Genomic DNA, 19,669 nt, shown 5'->3' on the forward strand with positions numbered 1-19,669 from the left:
GCCGTTTTCGTTACGTCACTGCGTTAATGGCCTCCATGGCGATCGCGGCGATGGCTTGATCGCTGGCTTTCGGGAGTTGCACATACTTGCCACCGGCGGCTTCGGCCAGGTCCTTGCCCATGCCACTGCCGATGAACTTGCGTTCGGTGTCGATCACCAGCAGCTTGATGCCGAGAGCCCGGTAGCGGGAGGCCACATCGAGCACCTCCTGCTTGAGATCTGGTTTCTCCTCCCCCTCCAGCTCCGGCTGCCCCAGGGACGTGCTGAGGGGAACGTTGCCGCGCCCATCGGTGATGGCCACCACCACCACTTGGCCCAGATCACCAGTGGCCAGGGCGTTGGCCCCGACCCGGGCTGCCTGGGTGAGGCCGTGGGCCAGCGGTGAACCACCGCCGCAGGGCATCGATTCCAGCCGCCGTCTTGCGGCGGTGATCGAGCGGGTGGGGGGCAGAAGCACCTCCGCCTGGTCGCCGCGGAAGGGGATCAGGGCCACTTCATCACGGTTTTCGTAGGCCTCGGTGAGCAGACGTATCACGGCACCTTTGGCGCTCTGCATTCGATTCAGCGCCATCGATCCGCTGGCATCCACCAGGAAGATCACCAGGGCGCCGGCCTTGCGCTGCAGCAACTTGGCGCGCAGGTCGGCCTCCTCCACGATCACGGTGCGCTCCGGTTGGCGGGCGCGGCGCGCCCTCTGGTAAGGAGCGGCCGCGCGCAGGGTGGCGTCCACGGCGATCCGGCGCACGGGCCCGCGGGGCAGCATCGGTTTCACATAGCGGCCGCGGCTGTCGCTGAGCACCACCGAACGGCTGCCGCTGTTGCCGCTCTTGCCTTTGGCGGCGCCAAACAAAAGCAGCTCCGGGTCGATCGCCACCGCTTCCGGGTCGAGCATGAACTCTTCCGGCACCGAGGGAGGCGCCTGGTCTTCTGGAGAGTCGTCCTCCGGGCTGTCGTCTTGGTCCGGATCGTTGTCGTCGCTGCTGTCGTCCTCGGGAGGGTCGCTCTCGTCCTCACCGGATCCTTCCGGCGGTGGCGGCTGATTCTCCGGGTTCTGATCCCCTGCCTCCGGTGGCGGTGGGCTCTGGTCCTGCGGCTGCTCAGGGGGAGGTGGCGGCTCCATCTGCTGATCTGGTGGAGGCAGTTGCGAGGCTCGCGGGGCGATCACCAGGGCCACGGCCACCTGCAGGTCGTCGGCCTCCACCTGGTCGCGGCCGCTGAGGGCCGCATGGGCCTTGGCGACGCGCACGGCATACAGCTCGGAGCGATGCCCTTCCACGCCGCCCCGAATCGCCTCGGTCACGAGGTATTCGATTTGTTCGCCGCTGATCTGCACATCCGGCAGCCATTGGCGCGCGAGCAGCAGCTGCGTGGCCAGGGCATCGGTCTCCTCGCGCCATTGCTCCGCAAAGCTGCGGCTGCACTGGCCGTGGGCCAGTACCGCCTCGGTGATCTCCACGCGCTGTTCGGTGCTCACCAGCTGATTGGCAGAGAGGGCAATCGCGAAACGATCGAGCAGATGGTCGCGGACGTTGCCTTCCTCCGGGTTGTAGGTGGCGATCAGCAGCGGCCGGCAAGGGTGGCTGAGGCTCAGCCCCTCCCGTTCCACTTGGTTCACGCCGCTACCCACCGCCGCCAGCAGCAGATTGACGATGCCGTCATCGAGCAGGTTGAGCTCATCCACATAGAGCACGCCCCGGTGCGCTTCCGCCAGCAGGCCTGGTTGGAACACAGCATTGCCAGTGGTGAGGGAGGCGGTCACGTCCACGGCACCGACGAGCCGGTCTTCGGTGATGCCCAGGGGCACCTGCACAAAGGGGGCCGGGATCACCTTGGTGGGCAATAGGGCTTCCGTGCCGGTGGCCTCGGGATTGCCCCCTAAAGCGGTGATGCGTCGCCGGGCGTTGTCGTCCCATTCCTCAGGGTTGAGGGGGTCGAGGTTGCGTCCATGGCTCTGGGGCCCATCACCGCCCTCCACATGGAGCACTTCGATCGGAGGGAGCAGGGCATGGAGGCCGCGGGCCAGCACCGATTTGCCCGTCCCCCTGCCGCCGGCGATGATCACGCCCCCCAGGCCGGGGTCCACCGCCGCCAGCATCAGGGCAAGCTTCAAGGTGCCGTGGCCGGTGATGGCCGCCAGCGGGAAGGCGCGGTTGGCTTGGTCTTGGGCTGCCGTGCTCACCACTCCGCTTGCCACCATGAATGCGTCCGGCGCTGTTCTGGAGGCCCAGTCTCGCTGATGCTCTGCAGCGGGCGTTGGATCAGGCTTGGGAACTGATTGCAACCCGCGGATGCCCGCCACCCGTCTGGCTCTTGCCCTCGGCGCCAATCTGCCGAGCTCTGCTGGAAGTCCCCACCAGACTCTGCTGGCGGTGCGGCCACAGCTGGAGGTTGTCTTGGCGGGATGGGCGGATTCGGGCCTTGATGGTGCGAGTGGCAGGGACGACGGCCGCGATCAGGGCTTCCGCTGCGCCTGGTCTCCCCTGCTCGACACGGCGCCCGTCGGGGGGCCGCCGGATCAGCCCAGCTACCTCAATGCCGTGGTGCTGGTCACGGGGGATCTTGGCGATCCTTGCCTTGAGAAGGCCTTGGCATTGCTGGATCAGCTTCATGCCATCGAACGCCAGTTCGGCCGCGATCGCGCCAGGGAGCAGCGCTGGGGGCCGCGCCCGTTGGATCTCGATCTCCTCTTCTGGGAGGAACTGCGCCTCGACCACCAGCGCCTGCAGTTGCCCCATCCCCGCCTGCATTTGCGCGATTTTGTGCTCCAACCACTGCTGGCAGCGATGACGGGATCCGCCAGCTGGGATGAACAACCCGTCATGCTGGGCCCCAGCGATCTCCCCGCGTCCCATGGCTCCGCTGCCGCCTCCTGAACCTTTCCAGTTGTTGGAGACGCTCGAGGCTCTGGATGCGCGCAAGATCCGATTTGAGCGCAACCGCATCCGGCTGCCCCTTGGGGTGGAGGGCACCTTCGGCATCATTCGCCACCCAGGGGCCTCCCTGGCGGTGCCGATCACGGATGAGGGTCAGGTGGTGCTGCTGCGCCAGTACCGCTTTGCGGTGCAGGCCCGCCTGCTGGAGTTCCCCGCCGGCACCCTTGAGCCTGGGGAAGATCCTCTGGAATCGATGCAGCGGGAGCTGGGAGAGGAAGCGGGTTACAGCGCTGCTCGCTGGGATGCCCTGGGGCCGATGCTCCCCTGCCCCGGTTACTCCGATGAGGTGATCCACTGTTTCCTGGCCCGCGAGCTCACTCCGCTGGAGAACCCGCCAGCCGGTGACGACGATGAAGACCTCGAGGTGGTGCAGATGAGCCCTGCTGAGCTCGATGCCCGCCTGGCCTCCGGCGAGGAGTGGCTCGATGGCAAGAGCGTCACCGCCTGGTTCCGCGCCAAGCAGCTGTTGGGTCTGTGATGGCGATGGCACGCACGCTCTTCTGGCATCGACGCGATCTGCGCCTGGCCGACAACACCGGTCTGAACGCTGCCGTTGCCCTCGGCCCCGCCGTCACAGGGGTTTACGTGCTGGATCCGGCGATCCTCACCCCGCCGCAGCATCTGCCGCCGATGGCCCCCGCCCGGCTGTGGTTTCTGGTGGAGAGCCTGCTCGAGCTGCAGCAGCGCTGGCGTGCAGCAGGCAGCCGCTTGCTGGTGGTGGCCGGTGATCCGGTGGCGGTGCTGCCGCAGTTGGCGGCGCTGCTGGAGGTGCCGGCGGTGGTGTGGAGTCGCGATGTGGAGCCCTATGCCCGTGAGCGCGACCGGGCGGTGGCCAAGGCGTTGCAGGCCGATGGCCGCAAGGTGCTGGTGGATTGGGACCAAGTGCTGGTGGCGCCTGAGGCGCTCAAGACCGGCGGTGGCGATCCCTATCGGGTCTACGGCCCTTTCCTGCGCAACTGGCGCGGCCAGGTGGAGCGCAGCGAGCCCAGCACCGTTGACGCTCCCTCCGGCTTGATCGATCTGGAGGCTGCGGCCCTTGACGCGATCAGCAGCGGTGAGGGTCCTCTCGGCCGCCTCTGCCTGGAGGGTCAGCGTGCGTTGGAGCGCCTGAGGGCTGAGCATGGTTTCCGTGGCACTGAGATGTGTCCCTGTCGGCCTGGGGAGGCCGCGGCGGCGGAGCAGTTGGCCACGTTTGTGGATGGCCCGTTGATGGCCTACGAGCCCGATCGCAACTTCCCTGGTGTGGTGGGCACGTCCTATCTCAGTGCTGCCCTGAGTGTGGGCACGGTGAGTCCGCGTCAGGCCTGGTGTGCAGCCCAGGAGATCAAAGCGTTGGCCCGCAGCGATGAGCAGCTCCAGGCGATCACGGTGTGGGAGCAGGAGCTGGGCTGGCGCGAGTTTTATCAGCAGGCCCTGTTTCATTTTCCCGAGCTGGCGGACGGTCCCTACCGGCCGCAATGGCGTCAGTTCCCCTGGGACAACAACGAGGACTGGTTTGACTTCTGGAAGGATGGCCAAACCGGCATGCCGATCATTGATGCGGCGATGCGGCAACTGAACGAAACCGGTTGGATGCACAACCGTTGCCGCATGATCGTGGCCTCGTATCTGGTGAAAGATCTGATCTGCGACTGGCGCTGGGGTGAGCGCGCCTTCATGGAGCTGGAGGTGGATGGCGACTTAGCGGCCAACAACGGCGGCTGGCAGTGGAGTGCCAGCAGCGGCATGGACCCCAAGCCTCTGCGCATCTTTAATCCCGCCACCCAGGCTTCAAAGTTCGATGCGGAAGGGGAGTACATCCGCCGCTGGGTGCCGGAGTTGCGCCACGTGAACACCAAGGATCTGCTCAGTGGAGAGATTGCTGCATTGGAGCGGCATGGTTATCCCGAGCCGCTGGTGAATCACAAAACCCAGCAGGCGCGCTTCAAGGCGCTTTACGCCACCATTCGCTCCGCCTGAGTGGTGCTGGCCAGAAGGTTGCGCAACACGGCAACCACCCTGTCCTGCTGATCGCTGGATAGCTCAGGGAAGATCGGCAGGCTCAGCACCTCGCTGCAGAGCTGTTCGGTGATCGGCAGGCTTCCGGGTGCGAGGTCAAGGGGCTCATAGGCCGGCTGGCGGTGGATCGGAATCGGGTAATAGATGATCGTGTTGACGCCCTGCTCCTGAAGGCTCTGCTTGAGCCAGTCACGGCAGCGGCTGCTGGGTAATCCGAAGCTGCTTGCTGGGGCGTCACACCGTCCGGCGCAATGGGGCTGGTTCTCGGGGCAGAGGCGCACGCGCACCACGTACTGGTTCCAGCCATGGCCGACGGCTGTGGCCGAGGCGGGGTCGGGGAGTTGGAGACCAGGCAGGCCTGCCAGAGCCTCCTGATAGCGGGCGGCGATGGCACGGCGCTTCTCCACCCAATGGCCCAGATGGGGCAGTTTCACGTTGAGCACTGCGGCCTGCAGAGCATCGAGTCGGCTGTTGTAGCCAAGCTCCGTGTGCAGGTAGCGCCGGGGCATGCCATGCACTGCCAGTTCGCGCATGCGTTGGGCTAGGTCGGCATCGCAACAGGTCACGGCACCGCCGTCGCCAGCTCCTCCAAGGTTCTTGGTGGGGAAGAAGCTGAAGCAGCCCACATCCCCCCAGCTGCCGACCGGTTTGCCGTTCCAGTGCGCACCGGTGGCCTGGGCGCAGTCTTCCACCACCTTGAGGCCATGGCGCTGGGCGATGGTCATCAGCGCGTGCATGTCCACCGGTCGGCCGAACAGGTGCACCGGGATGAGCGCTTTGGTGGCTGGAGTGATGGCCGCTTCAGCCTGAGTCAGATCGATCAGATAGGTGACGGGATCCACATCTACGAACACCGGGGTGGCACCCACGGCGCTAATCGCTTCGGCTGTGGCAAAGAAGCTGAAGGACGCCGTGATTACCTCGTCACCGGGGCCGATGCCCAGGCCGCGCAGGGCCAGAATCAGAGCATCGGTGCCGCTGTTGCAGCCCACGGCATGGGGGCTGTCGATGCTCGCGGCAAAGGCCTCCTCAAACCGCTGGATTTCGCTTCCACCGATGTATTGGCCGCTGCGCAGCACCCGCAGAACGGCATCGTCGAGCTCCGCTCCCAGATCGCTGAGCTGCTGACTGAGACTGAAGGGAGGCACCTGCATGGCAGGCACCTTAAGCCGAGCCGCTGAACCACGGGGGCTCCTGGCCTGGATGCCATTTGATGTTGCAGCCGATCGAGGCCTGCTGATCTGCACCGGGGGTGCCTCCTGCCAGCACCGCTTGGAGGGCCGAGCGGAGGTCGCTGCCAGTGACGGGCAGGCCATTGCCGGGGCGGCTGCCATCCAACTGGCCCCGGTAACGCAGGATCTGAGGCGCCGCTGACGCGACCGTTGTCTGATCCGGCGGACTGACCGGCGGGCTGAACAGGTAGAACTCCGGCGTGCAGGCGGCCCGCAGCGCCTTGGCCAGCGTCTGCTCCTGGTCGATGCCGTAAGGGAATCGCCAGCCGTTGGCTTGGGCCTGGCGAGCCAGGGCCTCAGGCCCATCCTCGGGGTGGGTGATCCAGCTGTTACTGGCGACGGCCACCAGGCTGACCCGATCGCCGTAATCCAGATCAAGCCGGCTGAGCTCTGCCTCGATGTGGTTCACAAAGGGGCAGTGGCTGCAGAGCAGCATCAGCAGCAATGGTTGTTGCGGCAGCTCGCCGCTGCTGAGATGGGTCGCGCCAGGTCCCGTGCCGGTTGCAATCGGCAGCGAAAAAGCCGGAAGGGCGCTGCCCAGCGGCAGCATGGTGGAGGGTGTGAGAACCATGGGGCAACGATGGCTCGTTTCTGGACGGCGGCACTGTTCTTGCTGATTCTCAGTGGCTGCGGTGGCGGCGACCAGAAAGCGAGCTGGCGGATTTTTCCCCTTCAGCGCCGTCAGCCCCATGACGGTCTGGCGGTGGTCAGCCAGCCCGATGGCTATGGGCTTCATCTGTATCTGGAAACCGACAGCAGCGATCCCGCCTTCTGCAGGCCCCGCTGGCTGGCGAGTCCGGCCCGTCTGTTCAACGGCAATGGCACGGCTCCCTTCTCGTCTGGGCTCGCTGATCAGGAGGAGTTCTTTGCCGCGGTGAAGCGTCGGGATGTGCGTCATGCCCTGCGCAGGGAGCTGGAGGCTCTCTGCAAGGCCCGTGCCCCAAAGGCTCGCTGGCAGTGGCAGGAGCCGCCGCGGCAGGCCTCAGAACTCAAGCCCGTTCGTCTGCCCGCGCTGGAGGAAGAGGATCTGCTGACGGATCCAGCCCTGGAGCAGCAACGCGAGGAGGCACTGCTCCATGGGGGTCAACCCCGTTCTTGAGGCGGGAATCCCTCCCAGACCACCGGTTCCGCCTCGCGCCAGTAACGGCTGAAGCGTCCAAGCCGTGGTGGTCTGGGCAGGGTGACGAACGGGTCAGGCTCGAGCATCCAGAGGGGCAGCTCCCGGTCGATCGCAGCAGCGATCCGTTGCAGGCGTGGATCCACTGCCTCGCTGGTGATCACGCCATCGGCGCCATGGTGCTGCGCAAAACCAACCACTTCGGCAGCCACGTCGCCGTGGCGGATGCTCACGGGCAGTTCCAGGGCGCACTCGTAAAGAAAGCCCAGGCGTTTGCGACTGAGGCGCTGGTCGCGGATCCAGTGGCTGTCAAACACAAACAGCGCCGGCGTTCCTGGGGCGGCATCCTCCAGGGCGGGGTTCCTGGGGCCGAGCGCTTCTTCGTGAATCCAGAGGATCGGTTTCTGGAGGTCCATCAGCGTCGTCTGCGCGCGGGAACGTTGCGAATCGCTCCAGCCATGGGAATGGCGAATAAACGCTGTTCCAGCTGCTCGTAACTGCCTTCAAAGGGGCAGTTCTGGGCGCTGGGGCAGTCGTTGCAGTAGCGCCCTTCGCTGTAGCGCTCAAGGTTGTCGCGATTGAAGAAATAAGGCTTGTGGCTGAAGCTGCTGGCCACCCATTGCCAGCTCAGGTGATTGCTGGCCGGATCACCATCGAGCAGGTGCTCGAGGAACCAGTCGGCGCCGGCTTTCCAGTGGATACGCCGCCAATGCACCACGTAGGCGGCCAACCACATGCGTGCGTGGTTGTGCAACCAGCCGCTGCCCACCAGGTCTGCCTGAAATCCATCCATGCATGCGAGCCCAGTGCGCCCCTCGCGGATGTCTTCGGGCAGCGTGCGGCCATAGGAGGAAGCATCGTGCCCCGTTTTGAGCTCCTCCTGGCTGTGATGGATGGCGTCGCCCAGATCCATCCACATCCGCTGCCAGAAATCCCGCCAGCCCAACTCGTTGATCAACTTGCCTCCCTCCTGCTGGCCCTGGCCCCGGCCCGATAACTGGGCAAAGACGGCATCGCGCACCTCAGCAAGGGTGAGGACGCCGTGACGGATCCAGGGCGACAGCCTGGTCACCGCACCTTGGAGATGGTTACGGCTGCGCCAGTAGCGCTTTGCATCCAGCCGATTGAGCTGGGACTCCGCCGCCTGGCGGCCCCCGCCGATCCCACTGAGGCCCCCCTCCGCCTCTGGGAACGTCTCCTTAAGTAGGGCTTGCAGGGCATCACGATCGGCCAGGTGTCGCGGGAGGTCCCCGGGGCGATCAGGCCAAGACAGGGGGGGTGGCGTTGGCAGCGGCGGCACCGTCAGGAAGCTTGAGCGAAGGTCATCCTGTCGATCCGTTGGTCCGATTGCGAGTGATCTGACGGTGGCGGACCCTGGATGGGGGAGAATCCCCGTCAGTTACCTCTGTGCCGGTCCGATGCTTCTCGATCTCACGGGCAAGAAGATCCTCGTTACCGGCATTGCCAACAACAAATCGATCGCTTGGGGAATCGCCCAGCAGCTGCGGGCCGCTGGGGCCGAGCTCGGGATCACCTATCTGCCCGATGAGAAGGGTCGCTTCGAGACCAAGGTGCGCGACCTCACCGCCCCCCTGGAGCCCAGCCTGTTTCTGCCCCTGAATGTGCAGGACCCGGCTCAGATGGAAGCGGTGTTTGCGGAGATCAAGAAAACATGGGGTGTGCTCGATGGCTTGGTGCACTGCCTGGCCTTCGCCGGCAAAGAAGAGCTGATCGGCGACTACAGCGCCACCACCGCCGAGGGCTTTGCCCGTGCCCTGGAGATCAGCGCCTACTCCCTGGCCCCGCTTTGCGCCCACGCCAAGCCCCTGTTCAGCGAGAAGGCCGGCGTGGTCACCCTTACCTATCTCGGCGCTGAGCGGGCGATCCCGAACTACAACGTGATGGGTGTGGCCAAAGCGGCGCTGGAGGCCTCCGTTCGCTACCTCTCCGCTGAGCTGGGTCCCGAGAAGCAGGTGCGGGTCAACGCGATCAGTGCTGGTCCGATCCGCACACTCGCGAGCAGCGCCATCGGCGGCATCCTCGACATGATCCACAACGTGGAGGAGAAGGCGCCCCTGCGCCGCACCGTCACCCAGACCGAGGTGGGGAACACCGCCGCCTTCCTGCTCAGCGAACTCTCCAGTGGGATTTCCGGTCAGACCATCTATGTGGACGCCGGCTACTGCATCAATGGCATGTGAGTCCGGCATGATCGGATTGTTCTGACTGAGTCAGCGCTTCGGGCGCCAGCAAGCCATGCGCACAGGTGAAGTGCATCGCGTCACCGGTGAAACCGATGTGCGGGTGAAGCTCGGGCTCGATGGTGGCGGCAGCTGCCAGGTGGAGACGGGCGTGCCGTTCCTTGATCACATGCTCCATCAGATCAGCAGTCACGGCTTGATCGACCTGGAGGTGGCCGCTCGGGGAGATACCCACATCGATGATCACCACACCAATGAGGATGTGGGCATTGCCGTCGGTCAGGCCCTCTCCCAGGCGCTAGGGGATCGCCGGGGCATTCATCGCTTCGGCCATTTCGTGGCGCCCCTGGATGAGGCTCTGGTGCAGGTGGCGTTGGATTGTTCCGGACGGCCCCATCTGAGTTTCGGTCTGCAGATTCCTGCCCAGAAGATCGGCAGCTACGACACTGAGTTGGTGAAGGAGTTCTTTGTGGCCGTAGTCAACAACTCCGGTCTCACCCTCCACATCCGTCAACTCGATGGGGTGAACTCTCACCACATCGTGGAGGCCTGCTTTAAGGCGTTTGCTCGTGCCCTGCGCATGGCCACCGAGATCGACCCCCGCCGGGCTGGATCGGTGCCCAGCAGTAAAGGCGTGCTGGAGCAGGCCGGCGGCAGCTGACAGGAACCGAGCGGGGTGTAATCCGCGCTTCACACTCCGTTACGAGAGGATGGAGCCGCTGCTGCGCTTTCCGCTGTGACCGTTGCTCCTGCCGTTGACCGTTTCAACCGCGCGGACTGGGCCAGCGCCTTTCGCAACGTGGAGCAGGAACTGACTGAGGTGGCGCTGACTCCCGTGCGCGGCAGCGTGCCCTCCGCATTGCGCGGCACCCTGTACCGCAACGGCCCAGGCCGTCTCGAGCGTGGTGGCCAGAGGGTGCATCACCCCTTCGATGGGGACGGGATGATCACGGCCTTGCGCTTCAGCGGCGACGGCGTGAAGCTCAGCAACCGATTCGTGCGCACCGCCGGCTGGCTGGCGGAGGAGGCAGCCGGGAAGGTGCTGTATCGCGGGGTGTTCGGCAGTCAGAAGCCTGGAGGGGTTGCCGCCAATGCCTTGGATCTGCGTCTCAAGAACATTGCCAATACCGGTGTGGTGCAACTGGGCGACGACTTGCTCGCTCTCTGGGAAGCGGCGGAGCCCCATGCCCTCGATCCCGTCACCTTGGAGACCCGCGGCATCAGCTTGTTGGGAGGGGTGCTCAAGAAAGCCGAGGCCTTCAGTGCCCATCCCCGCTTCGACCCTGGCCATCACGACCGGCCGCGCATGGTCAATTTCGGAGTGAAAACCGGACCTCGCAGCACGATCCGGCTGATGGAGTTCGCGACGGAATCGGACGCCTCTGCTGGCATCAAGGCTGGGGATCTGCTCAGCGAACGCCGCGACAGCTTCAACGGTTTCGCTTTCCTGCATGACTTCGCGATCACACCCAACTGGGCGGTGTTCCTGCAGAACGCTGTGGAGTTCAACCCCCTGCCCTTCGTGCTTGGCAAGAGAGGTGCGGCCCAGTGTCTGCAATCCAAGCCAGACGGTCAGGCGAAGTTCTGGCTAATTCCCCGTGATTGCGGTGCCTTTGCAGGCGAGAAGCCCCGGATCATCGATGCCCCAGACGGCTTTGTCTTCCACCACCTCAACGCCTGGGAGCAGGACGGGGATGTGGTGGTGGAGAGCATCTACTACGCCGACTTCCCCTCGATCGGTCCCGATGTGGACTTCACGGCCGTTGATTTCGATCTGATTCCTGAAGGGTTGCTGGAGCAGTGCCGCATCAATCTCAAGACCGGTCGGGTGGAGACCCGTCGGCTCAGTGAGCGTTGCTGCGAATTCGCGATGGTGAACCCCAACAAGGAGGGTCTCCCCTGCCGTTTCGCTTGGATGGCGGCGGCAGCTCGCGAGCAGGGCAACGACCCGCTTCAAGTGATCAAGAAGCTCGACCTCCACACGGGGGACCGTTTGATTTGGAGTGCTGCACCCCATGGGTTTGTCAGTGAGCCCTTGATGGTGCCTCGTCCCGGTGCGGAGTCAGAGGACGACGGCTGGGTGCTTGAGCTGCTCTGGAACGGTGCCCGCAAAGCCTCTGATCTGGTGATCCTGGATGCTTCAGATCTCAGCGAGCTGGCGGTCTTGGAGCTTCCCTTGGCGATTCCCCATGGCCTGCATGGCAGCTGGGTCACCGCAGACTGATCGCACGCTTCTGATCGCAACGGTTCTGATCGCAACGGTTCTGTGCATGGTTGCCCGAACGCTCAGATGGATCTGGTGATGATTCGCGCTCTTGTGGTCATGCATCCGTCACAACTCCTGCGCCGGAACGACTTAGACAACGGTGGCCATCGTTGTCTCCCTCTCGAGTGTTTGTGAAACCGTCCAGACCGCATCGCGCGGCAGCCTTGTTGAATCGTTCGGGCCTGGCTCTGTTGACGGCTTTGGTGTCGCTACCGACTGCGTTCCTGCCGCCTGCAGCGTCAGCTGCGGCAGCGAATCCGCCGGTTTGCAATGGCACCGTGCTGGAGCTGAGTGTTTCCGAACAGGGGCAGACCCGTAGCGATCGTTTCCGGTTCAGCCTGATGATTCAGGCGGAGGGTGCCACGGCCGCTGCGGCGATGGATCAGCTCAATCAGCGGCTCGAGCAGACGCGGATGACCCTGGATTCGCTGATCAGTGGGCGGCTGACGGTCCCCGCCCCTCGCACCTATGCCATCGGGGGGGGCAGCCAGGGTCCGCGTCGGCAGCAGGCGAGTACAACCATCAGCGGCGAGGTGGGTCGAGGGCGCTACGACGCGCTGATTCAGGCAGCCGGGCGCTTGGCTGGGGTCAGCCTCCAGGGGATGACGTCCTTGGCATCCGATCAGGACGGTGCTGCCCTTGCCGATCAGCTGCTCCAAAAGGCCTTGCGCGATGGTCGTCAGCAGGCTGAGCGCACGGCCTCCATCCTCGGGCTCCGAACGGTGACGCTGCTTCGGATTGACCAGCGTCGTGGTGGTTCGATCCGCCCGCTGCCCTATGCCCTCAATACGGCGCGCCAGTTCCGTCCAGATGAGGCACCCAGGCCGGGGCAATCGCTTTCGCTGGACCTGGATTATTGCCTCTCCTGAACGGCGCCGATCAGGTGTTTGTGCCCTGCTGCCTTGCCTCCTTCCAGGCGAGTCTTGGGGCGCTCCACAGTGTGGTGAGCACCAGCGGGGTCACGGGGACCGCTGTGATCACGATGAAGGCCTGCAGGGCGTCGATCGAGGTGCTGTCCCCCACGCCTGAGCCAATTCGGAGCAGCACCAGGGTGAGGCTGCCGATCATCAGAGCCCAGAACAGACGCAGCAGCGGTGCAGGTTCGCTCTTGCCACTTACCACCATGGCCGCGGCGTAGCTCATGGAGTCGGCGCTGGTGGCCATAAACAGCACCACCAGCAGCAAGCCCACCGGAATCAGCAGCCAGGCCATGGGTAGTTGGCCCAGGATCGCCAGCAGGGCTGCCGCGGCTCCGTTGTCCCCAAGGGGACCGCTGATGCTTCCTGCCGTCGCCAGTTCCAGCGCCATACCCGTGCCTCCGAGCAGGGTGAACCACAGATTGGTCACCAAAGGGCAGAGAATCGCCACGGCCAGCACCAAGTCGCGAATGCTGCGGCCGCGGCTGACCCCTGCTGTGAACAGGCCCATCAAGGGGGCATAGCCAAGGAACCAACCCCAGTAGAAGACGGTCCAGCCGTTCAGCCAGCTTCCTTGAGCTCCTTCATTGGAAGCCAGAGCCATCTGGGGCAGGTTGAGGAGATACGTGCCAAAGGCGGTGAAGAAATGGCGGGTCAGCCAGAGCCCAGGTCCGAGGAGAAGCAGGCCTGCGGCCATGATCAACGTCAGCCACACGTTCAATTCGGAGAGCCATTTGATCCCTCGCTGGATTCCGCTCACCGTTGAAGTGGCGAACACTGCTGTCAGGAGGACCACCACCAGTGACTGCAGTCCGGCGCTGTCACTGAGTCCCGGTAGTTGGCCGGCGGCATTGCTGAGTTGCAGTGAAAGAAAGCCCAGGGGACCGACGGTTCCGGCAATGGCTGCCACCACTGAGAGGCCATCGGCCAGGTCTCCGATGGGGCCATCCACCATGGAGCGAGGCACCAGCCCAACCAGCAGTGTGCGCGGGCGCAATGGTTCCCCACGGCGCTCGCGGATCGAGAGCGTGATCGTGACCGTGGTCGCCACAAGAGCCCAGGCCAGAAAGCCCCAGTGGAGAAAGCTCACGGCCAAGGCCGGGTCGACGGCTGCTGCGGTCGAACCCTCCACACCTTTGAAGTACGGGGCCGGCGTCTGGAAATGAAACAGGGGTTCGGCGGCGGACCAGAACACGCCACCTCCTGCCAGCAGGGTGCAGATCAGCACGGCGCACCAGTCGAAGAATTTCAGACTTGGCTTCGCCTCGGCGCCGCCAAGGCGCAGCCTGCCGATCGGGCTCACCGCCAGCGCGATGGCGATCACGAACAGCGCCACCACCATCCACTGCCAGAGCCCACCCAGGAGGTTGCTGGCCAGCAGCTTGCCTTCGTTGGTGAATTGTTTGGCGACTGCCAGATCAGCGGCAGCCAACAGCAGGAAAAGCAGCAATGGACCTGCGCCGATCCAGAGGGGTGGGTGGCGCCACCAGCCCTTAGGGGCCTCGATGGGCAGGGGGGACGATCGTTGGTCAGCCAAGGCTTCAGGCGCGAACGGCATCCCGCTGGTGGTTCCAGCAGGTGAGATCGACGGCGGGTTGTTCACCACTGGCGAGACGAGCCAGGGAATCGCCGATCAGGGGGGCAAATTTGAAGGCCTGGCCGGAGCCGCCGGCAAACAGGCTCAGTTTTGGGGTCAGGCGATCGAGCACGAAATTCACATCGCTGGCCATCGAATAGGGGCTGATCACGGTTTCAACGCGCTCCTGCACCCCCTCCAGTTCGTTGAACAGGAAGCCATCGAGGAGTTCCACCAGCCGAGCCGGAGGCTCGGTGACCATCGCATTGGGTTCGGCCACCCGTAGCTCTTTCGGGCTCCAGTCGATGCCGCACTTGATGCGGGGGCGGCCGTCGGCGGTGGTGCTCAACACCGGGAAGCCGTAGTACAACCCGCCGTCATCGCCCCGTTCCCGCTGGAAGCAGAACCACTGCGGATAGCGGTCGGCCAGGGCCGGATCCACGGTGTAATGCGCCCAGAGCATCGGCCACACCTCAAGCTTCGGGGCGAGGCCGAGGGGAGCGAGCAGCAACTGGCTCCAGATTCCGCAGGCCACCACCACCTGATCGGCGCTGATGTGATCCCCGGAGCTGAGGGTGACGCCTCCGCCATCGGCATCCAGCTGGCTCACGGGGCAGTGCTCCAGCAGTTGATGGCCAGCCTTGCGGGCTGTGCGAATCCAATGGGCCACGACCTTGTCGCTGCGCACCGCGCCAGCGGTGGGCTCGAAGAGCCCAGTGAAGTCGGGTTTGGGCTTCAGGGGAAAACGCGCAGCGATTGCGCTGGCACTTAAGGCTTCATAGGGAATGCCCTGGTCATCCATCACCCGGCGGGCACCGGGAATTGAGCCTTCAATCGTTTCTTCATCCCAGCTCTCGCCGTAGAAGAGCAGCCCGTGGGTGTCGCGGAGCTGTTCCCCGGCGTGGGTTTCTTCCTCCCGCCAGAGATGGTTGGCTTCCTGGGCCAGCCGGCAGAGCACGGGATCGGAGTACATCTCCCGGAACATGCGGGTTTCCCCAAAGCTGCTTGCTTTCGCATGGGCCAGGGTTTCGGCCTCGAGCAGCACCACATCGGACACACCGCGGCGGGCGAGGGCTGCGGCGCAGCTGAGGCCGGCCATGCCACCGCCGACGATCACCACAGACGCCCTCTGGGGTAGGGCGTTGGCCTGTATGGGTGCCGTCACAGTCCCACTCCCGTGGGCTCTCCGAAGCTGAGGCCGATCGGCTCGGTCCTGGATTCCGCGGTCACCTCGGTGAGGGCGTCGCGCACGCTCAGTCCTTGATCACGCTGGCTCAGATAGTCACTGGCCCGCTGGCGCACCTCCTCGCGAACGAAGCCGTAAACGTCCTCGGCGCTGGCCGATTCCCAGGCATCGGGAGCGAAGCGTTCGATCGAGTCGGCGATGACCGCCCCGGCATTGACGAGCGGATCAGGCAGCACCCGGATCCCTCGGCGTCGCAGATCATCAGCGAGCTGGGGGACTTGAAAGGGGGCATTGGCGGCCGGCACAACAGCGCCGGTGCGCAGGGCGCTGGCCATTTCCGTGTTGATCAGACCCGACACAGAGCAGGGCAGCAGCAGATCGAGTTTCAGTTCCCACCAGGGACAACGTTCCGGTAGCGGCGTGGCGCCCGGAAAGCCAGATCGACCACGGTCGAGATCCACGGTGAACACGGTCCAGCCATGCTCCACCAGCTGTCGAGCCACCGTGCCCCCCACAGCTCCGCAGCCATGGACTAAGGCGCGTCCGGGAGTGGCGTCGACCAGCTCGGCTTCCAGCACCGCTTCCACAGCGCCGAGGGTTCCGTGGGCCGTGGCGGCGCTGGCATCCACGGGGCTGCCCACAGCGGCCAGCACATGGGGAGTGAGCGCACTGAGACGCTCCATGTCCTCCAGGCTGGTGTTGAGATCGCAGCCCGTGATCATCGAACCGTCGAGCGATTCCAGCAAGGCAGCGGTGACGCTGATCAGCTCCTCCTTGACGGCCTCTGGTTCTGTGGCCCGGGCCACGATCTTGCCGCCGGCAAACCCGGTGCCGTACAGGTCGTGTTTGTGGGTCATCAGGCCTGCCAGTCGCTCGCCGTCGGCGATGCAGGCCTCGTCACTGGGGTAATTGAGCAGGCGCAGTCCACCGTTTGCAGGGCGACTGGCATCGGTGTCTTCGCCGACCACGAAGACCGACAGGTGGTCGGAGACGTGTTCCGCCAGCACCGACACCGCGGGAGCGGTCGGTGGAGTGAGATTCGGGTCAGTCATCAGGCCACTCGCTCCATCATCTGGTGATGCTCCACGTAATCCAGGCTCCATTCGCTCGGGGCGTCGGCGATGCGCTGCTCCAGGCGTTGGAAGACCGCATCGGCGGCTGCATCTCCGGCGCTGCTGGCGAAGCTGTGACGGCTCCAGCTGCGGATCGTGGCCATGAGGCCGGCGGCGAAGGCTGCGGTGTTGCCGTCGTCGTTCCAGCGTTTTCTGTAAGGGCAGCTCACGTGGACCGTGCGTTCATCGACAAGACGCAGGCCATTGCGATACGGCGCTGAGGTTGCATCCTTCAGCGGCGCCATGAACTCCTCGGGCGATTTGTAGAAATTGAGAACGGTGCCGTTGCGGTACTGCTCCTCACTGATCGCTCCCTCATCGGCCAGTTCCCGCCAGATCTGATGCAGCTGGTCGTGAACGTTGCGGGTCTTGCCGCCGTTATGGCCCAGGTAGCGGCCCTCCTCATCACGGGAGAGATTCACCGTGAGCAGGCGACCGCCCACCTGCAATTCGCGGCTGCGCAGCTCGAGGATCGCCGTCCAGTCCTGCATGGCCTGGGCGGTGAAGCGCTCCAACGCCTCTGCATCGCAGGATGCCAGCACATGGGTATGGCGCGGGAGTGGTCCCGGAGACTGGCTCAGCCAGTGCATAGCGGTGGCGGAGAAGCCGAAGCTCACCGTGCCGGGTGCCGTGGTCGGCTCATAGAAGCTGCGGGCGCTCACGAGCACCGTCGGCTTCGGTGGCCGGGGGATCTGCAGGGCCAAGTTGGCGGCGAGTGCCACGTTGTCGTTGCTGGGCAGATCGTTCCCGATCAGGGTCAGATGGGCTCCGGGTTGTTGGGCATGGAGGTGATCAAGCACCCGGTTCCAGTGCCCCACGGCCGTGCCCCCATCGGCGGCGCCGTAATCAACCAGAACGTGATGGTTCTGATCGTTCAGTTGTTCAACACAAGTCAAGGCCCAGTCCGAGGCGGCATCGATGCAGAGACGTGCGCCTTCGGTCTGCGCGCTGTAACCCGTGGTCATGGCGATGGCCATGGACCTCGTCAGCGGCAGCTTTCACCGTACAGGGTGCATCTGTCAGCACTTCGTGACAGGGAACACGCTGCGCTGATCCCTGCGGGCCTCAACCAGGCTGGAGAAGTTGCTGTAGCTGGGGCTCCAAGAGGGCGAAGGCTCGGCCGCGGTGCCCGTGATGTTTCTTCTCTTCCAGGCTCATCTCGGCAAAGGTCAGCCCTGTGTTGGCGACTTCAAAGATCGGGTCGTAGCCGAAGCCCTGATCGCCTCTGGGGGCAGTCGTGATCAGACCGTGGCACTGCCCTTCCACCTCCGCCAGCACGCTCCCATCGGGGGCGGCAATGCAGAGGGCCGCGCTGAAATGGGCGTCACGGTTTGCGTTGTCTCCCAGTTCCTGCAGCAATCGAGCAATTCGCTCTGGATCCGTGGCTGCATAACGGGCGGAGAACACGCCCGGCGCTCCCTGCAGCGCGTCCACGCTGAGCCCGGAATCATCCGCCAGCGCCCATGCGCCTGTGGCTGCCGCCACCGCACAGGCCTTGAGGCGGGCATTCGCGGCAAAGGTGGAGCCGCTTTCCTCCACCTCGAGGCCCTCAGGTTGGGGCTGCACCTCCAGCGGTAGTGCACTGAGTAGGCGGGCGAATTCGCGGATCTTGCCGGCATTGCCGCTAGCGATCACCAGGGTGCGTTGTCTCATGGTTTTCTCATCAAACAGCCGTGGCGAAATCGCGGGCCCAGGCCAGCACTGCTGCGACCCGCTCCTCGTCGGGGCCTTCGCAGTAAAGCCGGAGCAATGGTTCGGTTCCCGAGAAGCGCAGCATCAGCCAGTGGCTTGGTCCGAGCCGAAGCTTCACGCCATCGGTGCGCACCACCTCCTGCACGGCAACACCGGCGACCTCCTGGGGCGGTTGATCGGCCAGCAGAGTCTCCAGGCGCCGGCGCGATTCCATGTCGGCCAGCCTCAGGTCGAGACGGTCGTAATGGCTGGCTCCACCACAGCGGCTCTGCAAGCTGCGGATCCGTTCGCCCAGGGGCTGGCCACCTTCGACCAGGGCCTCGAGCACCAGCAGGGCTGCGAACAGTGCATCCCGTTCCGGCAGATGCATCCCAAAGCCAACCCCACCGGATTCCTCGCCACCGATCAGGACCTCGCCAGCCAGCATCTCGGCAGCGATGTATTTGAAACCCACCGGCAGCTCCAGCACCGTTCGACCAAGGTCTTCAGCGACCAGGCGCATCAGATCCGAACCACTCACCGTTTTCACCACGGAGCCCGGTAGCTGTCTGGCCCTGGCGAGATGATCGATCAGGAGGGGCATCAGCTGTTGGGTGCTGCAGAAGCGGCCCTGTTCATCCACCGCTGCAATCCGATCGCCATCGCCATCGAACACCAGCCCAACGGCTGGCTTTCCGGCTGCTGTGGCTGCTTTCACCGCAACGATCAGCTCCCCCAAATAGGGGGCGAGGGGTTCGGGGGGGGCTCCCCCGAACAGGGGATCGCGCTGGCTGCGAATTTCGCGGACAAGGCTGTTGTCGCCAAGCAGTTCCCCCACACAGCCTGCCGCCGAGCCGTGCATCGGATCCACAATCACCTGAAGACCCATCGCCTCCAGGCCGCGGCGCAGGGAGGAGAGATCAAGCTTGCGGCGAAGGCCTTCGAGGTGTTCACCACGGCCGTCAAAGCGTGCGGTGACCCCCTGCACCGGTGGCGTGATGCCACCAGCCGCCAGGCGCTGCTCCACGGCGGCAGTGAAGTCTCCCTCCACTGATCCTCCGAAGGGGCCCTTGATCTTGAGCCCCAGCCATTCCGGTGGGTTGTGGCTGGCGGTGATCACCAGGGCGCCGAGGGCGCGGCGCTCCACCACCGCCCAGCTACAGGCGGGCGTTGGTACTGCTGAGTCCGTGAGCAGGGGCTCCAGATCGCAACCGCGTACGGCGGCGGCAATCGCCTCCGCCAGCTCAGGGGCAAGAAAACGGCGGTCGTAGCCGATCACAACCGTGCGGGAGTTCAGGCCGGTTGGAGCGCGGTGGGCCAGTTCCTGGGCGGCAGCCGCCGCCACGGGGAGGAGCCGCTCCACGGTGATGTCCACCCCGAGAATCCCTCGCCAGCCATCGGTCCCGAACTTGATCGGCGCTGCAGCCAGGGGCAGGGGGGCAGAGGCCATGGGTGCAGAT

At 64.9% G+C, this 19,669-nt stretch carries 19 protein-coding genes; 8 read left to right on the forward strand and 11 right to left on the reverse strand.

What is annotated here, in order from left to right:
* Positions 1-10: 10 nt before the first annotated feature.
* Positions 11-2,197 (reverse strand): magnesium chelatase ATPase subunit D, encoded by a 2,187-nt coding sequence (bchD, locus tag CWE16_RS02930; protein ID WP_131592765.1) that lies wholly within the window; start codon positions 2,195-2,197, stop codon positions 11-13.
* A 91-nt stretch (positions 2,198-2,288) separates the two neighbouring features.
* Between bchD and folK the strand changes: the two genes are divergently transcribed.
* From folK to CWE16_RS02945, 3 genes are read left to right on the forward strand one after another with little or no spacing between them, the layout of a single operon-like run.
* A complete protein-coding gene (folK, locus tag CWE16_RS02935) occupies positions 2,289-2,873 on the forward strand; it encodes a 2-amino-4-hydroxy-6-hydroxymethyldihydropteridine diphosphokinase (RefSeq protein WP_131592767.1) in 585 nt (194 codons plus the stop codon).
* On the forward strand, positions 2,851-3,411 hold the full coding sequence (locus CWE16_RS02940) for an NUDIX hydrolase (protein WP_131592769.1): 561 nt from the start codon (positions 2,851-2,853) through the stop codon (positions 3,409-3,411). The genes folK and CWE16_RS02940 overlap by 23 nt, the downstream gene beginning before the upstream one ends.
* On the forward strand, positions 3,411-4,892 hold the full coding sequence (locus CWE16_RS02945; RefSeq protein ID WP_131592771.1) for an FAD-binding domain-containing protein: 1,482 nt from the start codon (positions 3,411-3,413) through the stop codon (positions 4,890-4,892). The genes CWE16_RS02940 and CWE16_RS02945 overlap by 1 nt, the downstream gene beginning before the upstream one ends.
* Here CWE16_RS02945 and CWE16_RS02950 read toward each other — a convergent pair.
* Positions 4,868-6,085, reverse strand: coding sequence for a DegT/DnrJ/EryC1/StrS family aminotransferase (locus CWE16_RS02950; protein WP_131592773.1), 1,218 nt, complete (start codon positions 6,083-6,085; stop codon positions 4,868-4,870). The genes CWE16_RS02945 and CWE16_RS02950 overlap by 25 nt on opposite strands.
* Before the next feature lie 10 nt (positions 6,086-6,095).
* The gene (locus CWE16_RS02955; protein ID WP_131592775.1) at positions 6,096-6,734 is read right to left on the reverse strand and encodes a thioredoxin family protein; all 639 of its coding nucleotides are present in this window, start codon (positions 6,732-6,734) and stop codon (positions 6,096-6,098) included.
* 9 nt (positions 6,735-6,743) lie between these two features.
* Between CWE16_RS02955 and CWE16_RS02960 the strand changes: the two genes are divergently transcribed.
* Entirely contained in the window at positions 6,744-7,262 is a 519-nt protein-coding gene (locus CWE16_RS02960) for a hypothetical protein (protein WP_131592777.1), read from the forward strand.
* On the opposite strand, the gene CWE16_RS02965 is transcribed toward CWE16_RS02960, so the two are convergent.
* Together CWE16_RS02965 and CWE16_RS02970 are read right to left on the reverse strand one after the other, a co-directional pair.
* Complete coding sequence (locus tag CWE16_RS02965; RefSeq protein ID WP_131592778.1) at positions 7,247-7,696, reverse strand: hypothetical protein; 450 nt, start codon at positions 7,694-7,696, stop codon at positions 7,247-7,249. The two genes, CWE16_RS02960 and CWE16_RS02965, sit on opposite strands and share 16 nt — an antisense overlap.
* Positions 7,696-8,580, reverse strand: coding sequence for an FAD-binding domain-containing protein (locus tag CWE16_RS02970; RefSeq protein WP_131592780.1), 885 nt, complete (start codon positions 8,578-8,580; stop codon positions 7,696-7,698). Before CWE16_RS02970 ends, CWE16_RS02965 begins: the two co-directional genes overlap by 1 nt.
* A gap of 118 nt (positions 8,581-8,698) precedes the next feature.
* Between CWE16_RS02970 and fabI the strand changes: the two genes are divergently transcribed.
* From fabI to CWE16_RS02990, 4 genes are all read left to right on the forward strand, one after another.
* Positions 8,699-9,481: an enoyl-ACP reductase FabI gene (gene fabI / locus CWE16_RS02975; protein WP_131456001.1), complete on the forward strand. Its 783-nt coding sequence runs from the start codon at positions 8,699-8,701 to the stop codon at positions 9,479-9,481.
* A gap of 55 nt (positions 9,482-9,536) precedes the next feature.
* The gene (hisB, locus tag CWE16_RS02980) at positions 9,537-10,142 is read left to right on the forward strand and encodes an imidazoleglycerol-phosphate dehydratase HisB (protein ID WP_131455795.1); all 606 of its coding nucleotides are present in this window, start codon (positions 9,537-9,539) and stop codon (positions 10,140-10,142) included.
* Positions 10,143-10,217: 75 nt separating this feature from the next.
* Positions 10,218-11,705 (forward strand): carotenoid oxygenase family protein, encoded by a 1,488-nt coding sequence (locus CWE16_RS02985; protein WP_131592782.1) that lies wholly within the window; start codon positions 10,218-10,220, stop codon positions 11,703-11,705.
* A 209-nt stretch (positions 11,706-11,914) separates the two neighbouring features.
* Positions 11,915-12,616, forward strand: a complete 702-nt coding sequence (locus tag CWE16_RS02990) for an SIMPL domain-containing protein (RefSeq protein ID WP_236629529.1) — start codon at positions 11,915-11,917, stop codon at positions 12,614-12,616.
* 10 nt (positions 12,617-12,626) lie between these two features.
* Here CWE16_RS02990 and CWE16_RS02995 read toward each other — a convergent pair whose 3' ends face one another.
* The 6 genes from CWE16_RS02995 to CWE16_RS03020 form a co-directional block, all read right to left on the reverse strand.
* On the reverse strand, positions 12,627-14,222 hold the full coding sequence (locus tag CWE16_RS02995; RefSeq protein ID WP_131592786.1) for a BCCT family transporter: 1,596 nt from the start codon (positions 14,220-14,222) through the stop codon (positions 12,627-12,629).
* On the reverse strand, positions 14,206-15,405 hold the full coding sequence (locus CWE16_RS03000) for an FAD-dependent oxidoreductase (protein ID WP_443081597.1): 1,200 nt from the start codon (positions 15,403-15,405) through the stop codon (positions 14,206-14,208). The genes CWE16_RS02995 and CWE16_RS03000 overlap by 17 nt, the downstream gene beginning before the upstream one ends.
* Positions 15,402-16,478 carry a Glu/Leu/Phe/Val dehydrogenase dimerization domain-containing protein gene (locus CWE16_RS03005; RefSeq protein ID WP_131592788.1) on the reverse strand — a complete coding sequence of 359 codons (1,077 nt, stop codon included), beginning with the start codon at positions 16,476-16,478 and terminating at the stop codon, positions 15,402-15,404. Before CWE16_RS03005 ends, CWE16_RS03000 begins: the two co-directional genes overlap by 4 nt.
* Positions 16,478-17,515 carry an SAM-dependent methyltransferase gene (locus CWE16_RS03010; protein ID WP_131592790.1) on the reverse strand — a complete coding sequence of 346 codons (1,038 nt, stop codon included), beginning with the start codon at positions 17,513-17,515 and terminating at the stop codon, positions 16,478-16,480. Before CWE16_RS03010 ends, CWE16_RS03005 begins: the two co-directional genes overlap by 1 nt.
* A gap of 88 nt (positions 17,516-17,603) precedes the next feature.
* On the reverse strand, positions 17,604-18,191 hold the full coding sequence (gene rdgB / locus CWE16_RS03015; protein WP_131592792.1) for an RdgB/HAM1 family non-canonical purine NTP pyrophosphatase: 588 nt from the start codon (positions 18,189-18,191) through the stop codon (positions 17,604-17,606).
* A gap of 10 nt (positions 18,192-18,201) precedes the next feature.
* Positions 18,202-19,659, reverse strand: a complete 1,458-nt coding sequence (locus tag CWE16_RS03020) for a phosphoglucomutase/phosphomannomutase family protein (RefSeq protein ID WP_131592794.1) — start codon at positions 19,657-19,659, stop codon at positions 18,202-18,204.
* Positions 19,660-19,669: the final 10 nt, after the last annotated feature.

It is taken from the genome of Synechococcus sp. BS55D (assembly GCF_004332415.1).
Classification (GTDB): Bacteria; Cyanobacteriota; Cyanobacteriia; order PCC-6307; family Cyanobiaceae; genus Synechococcus_C.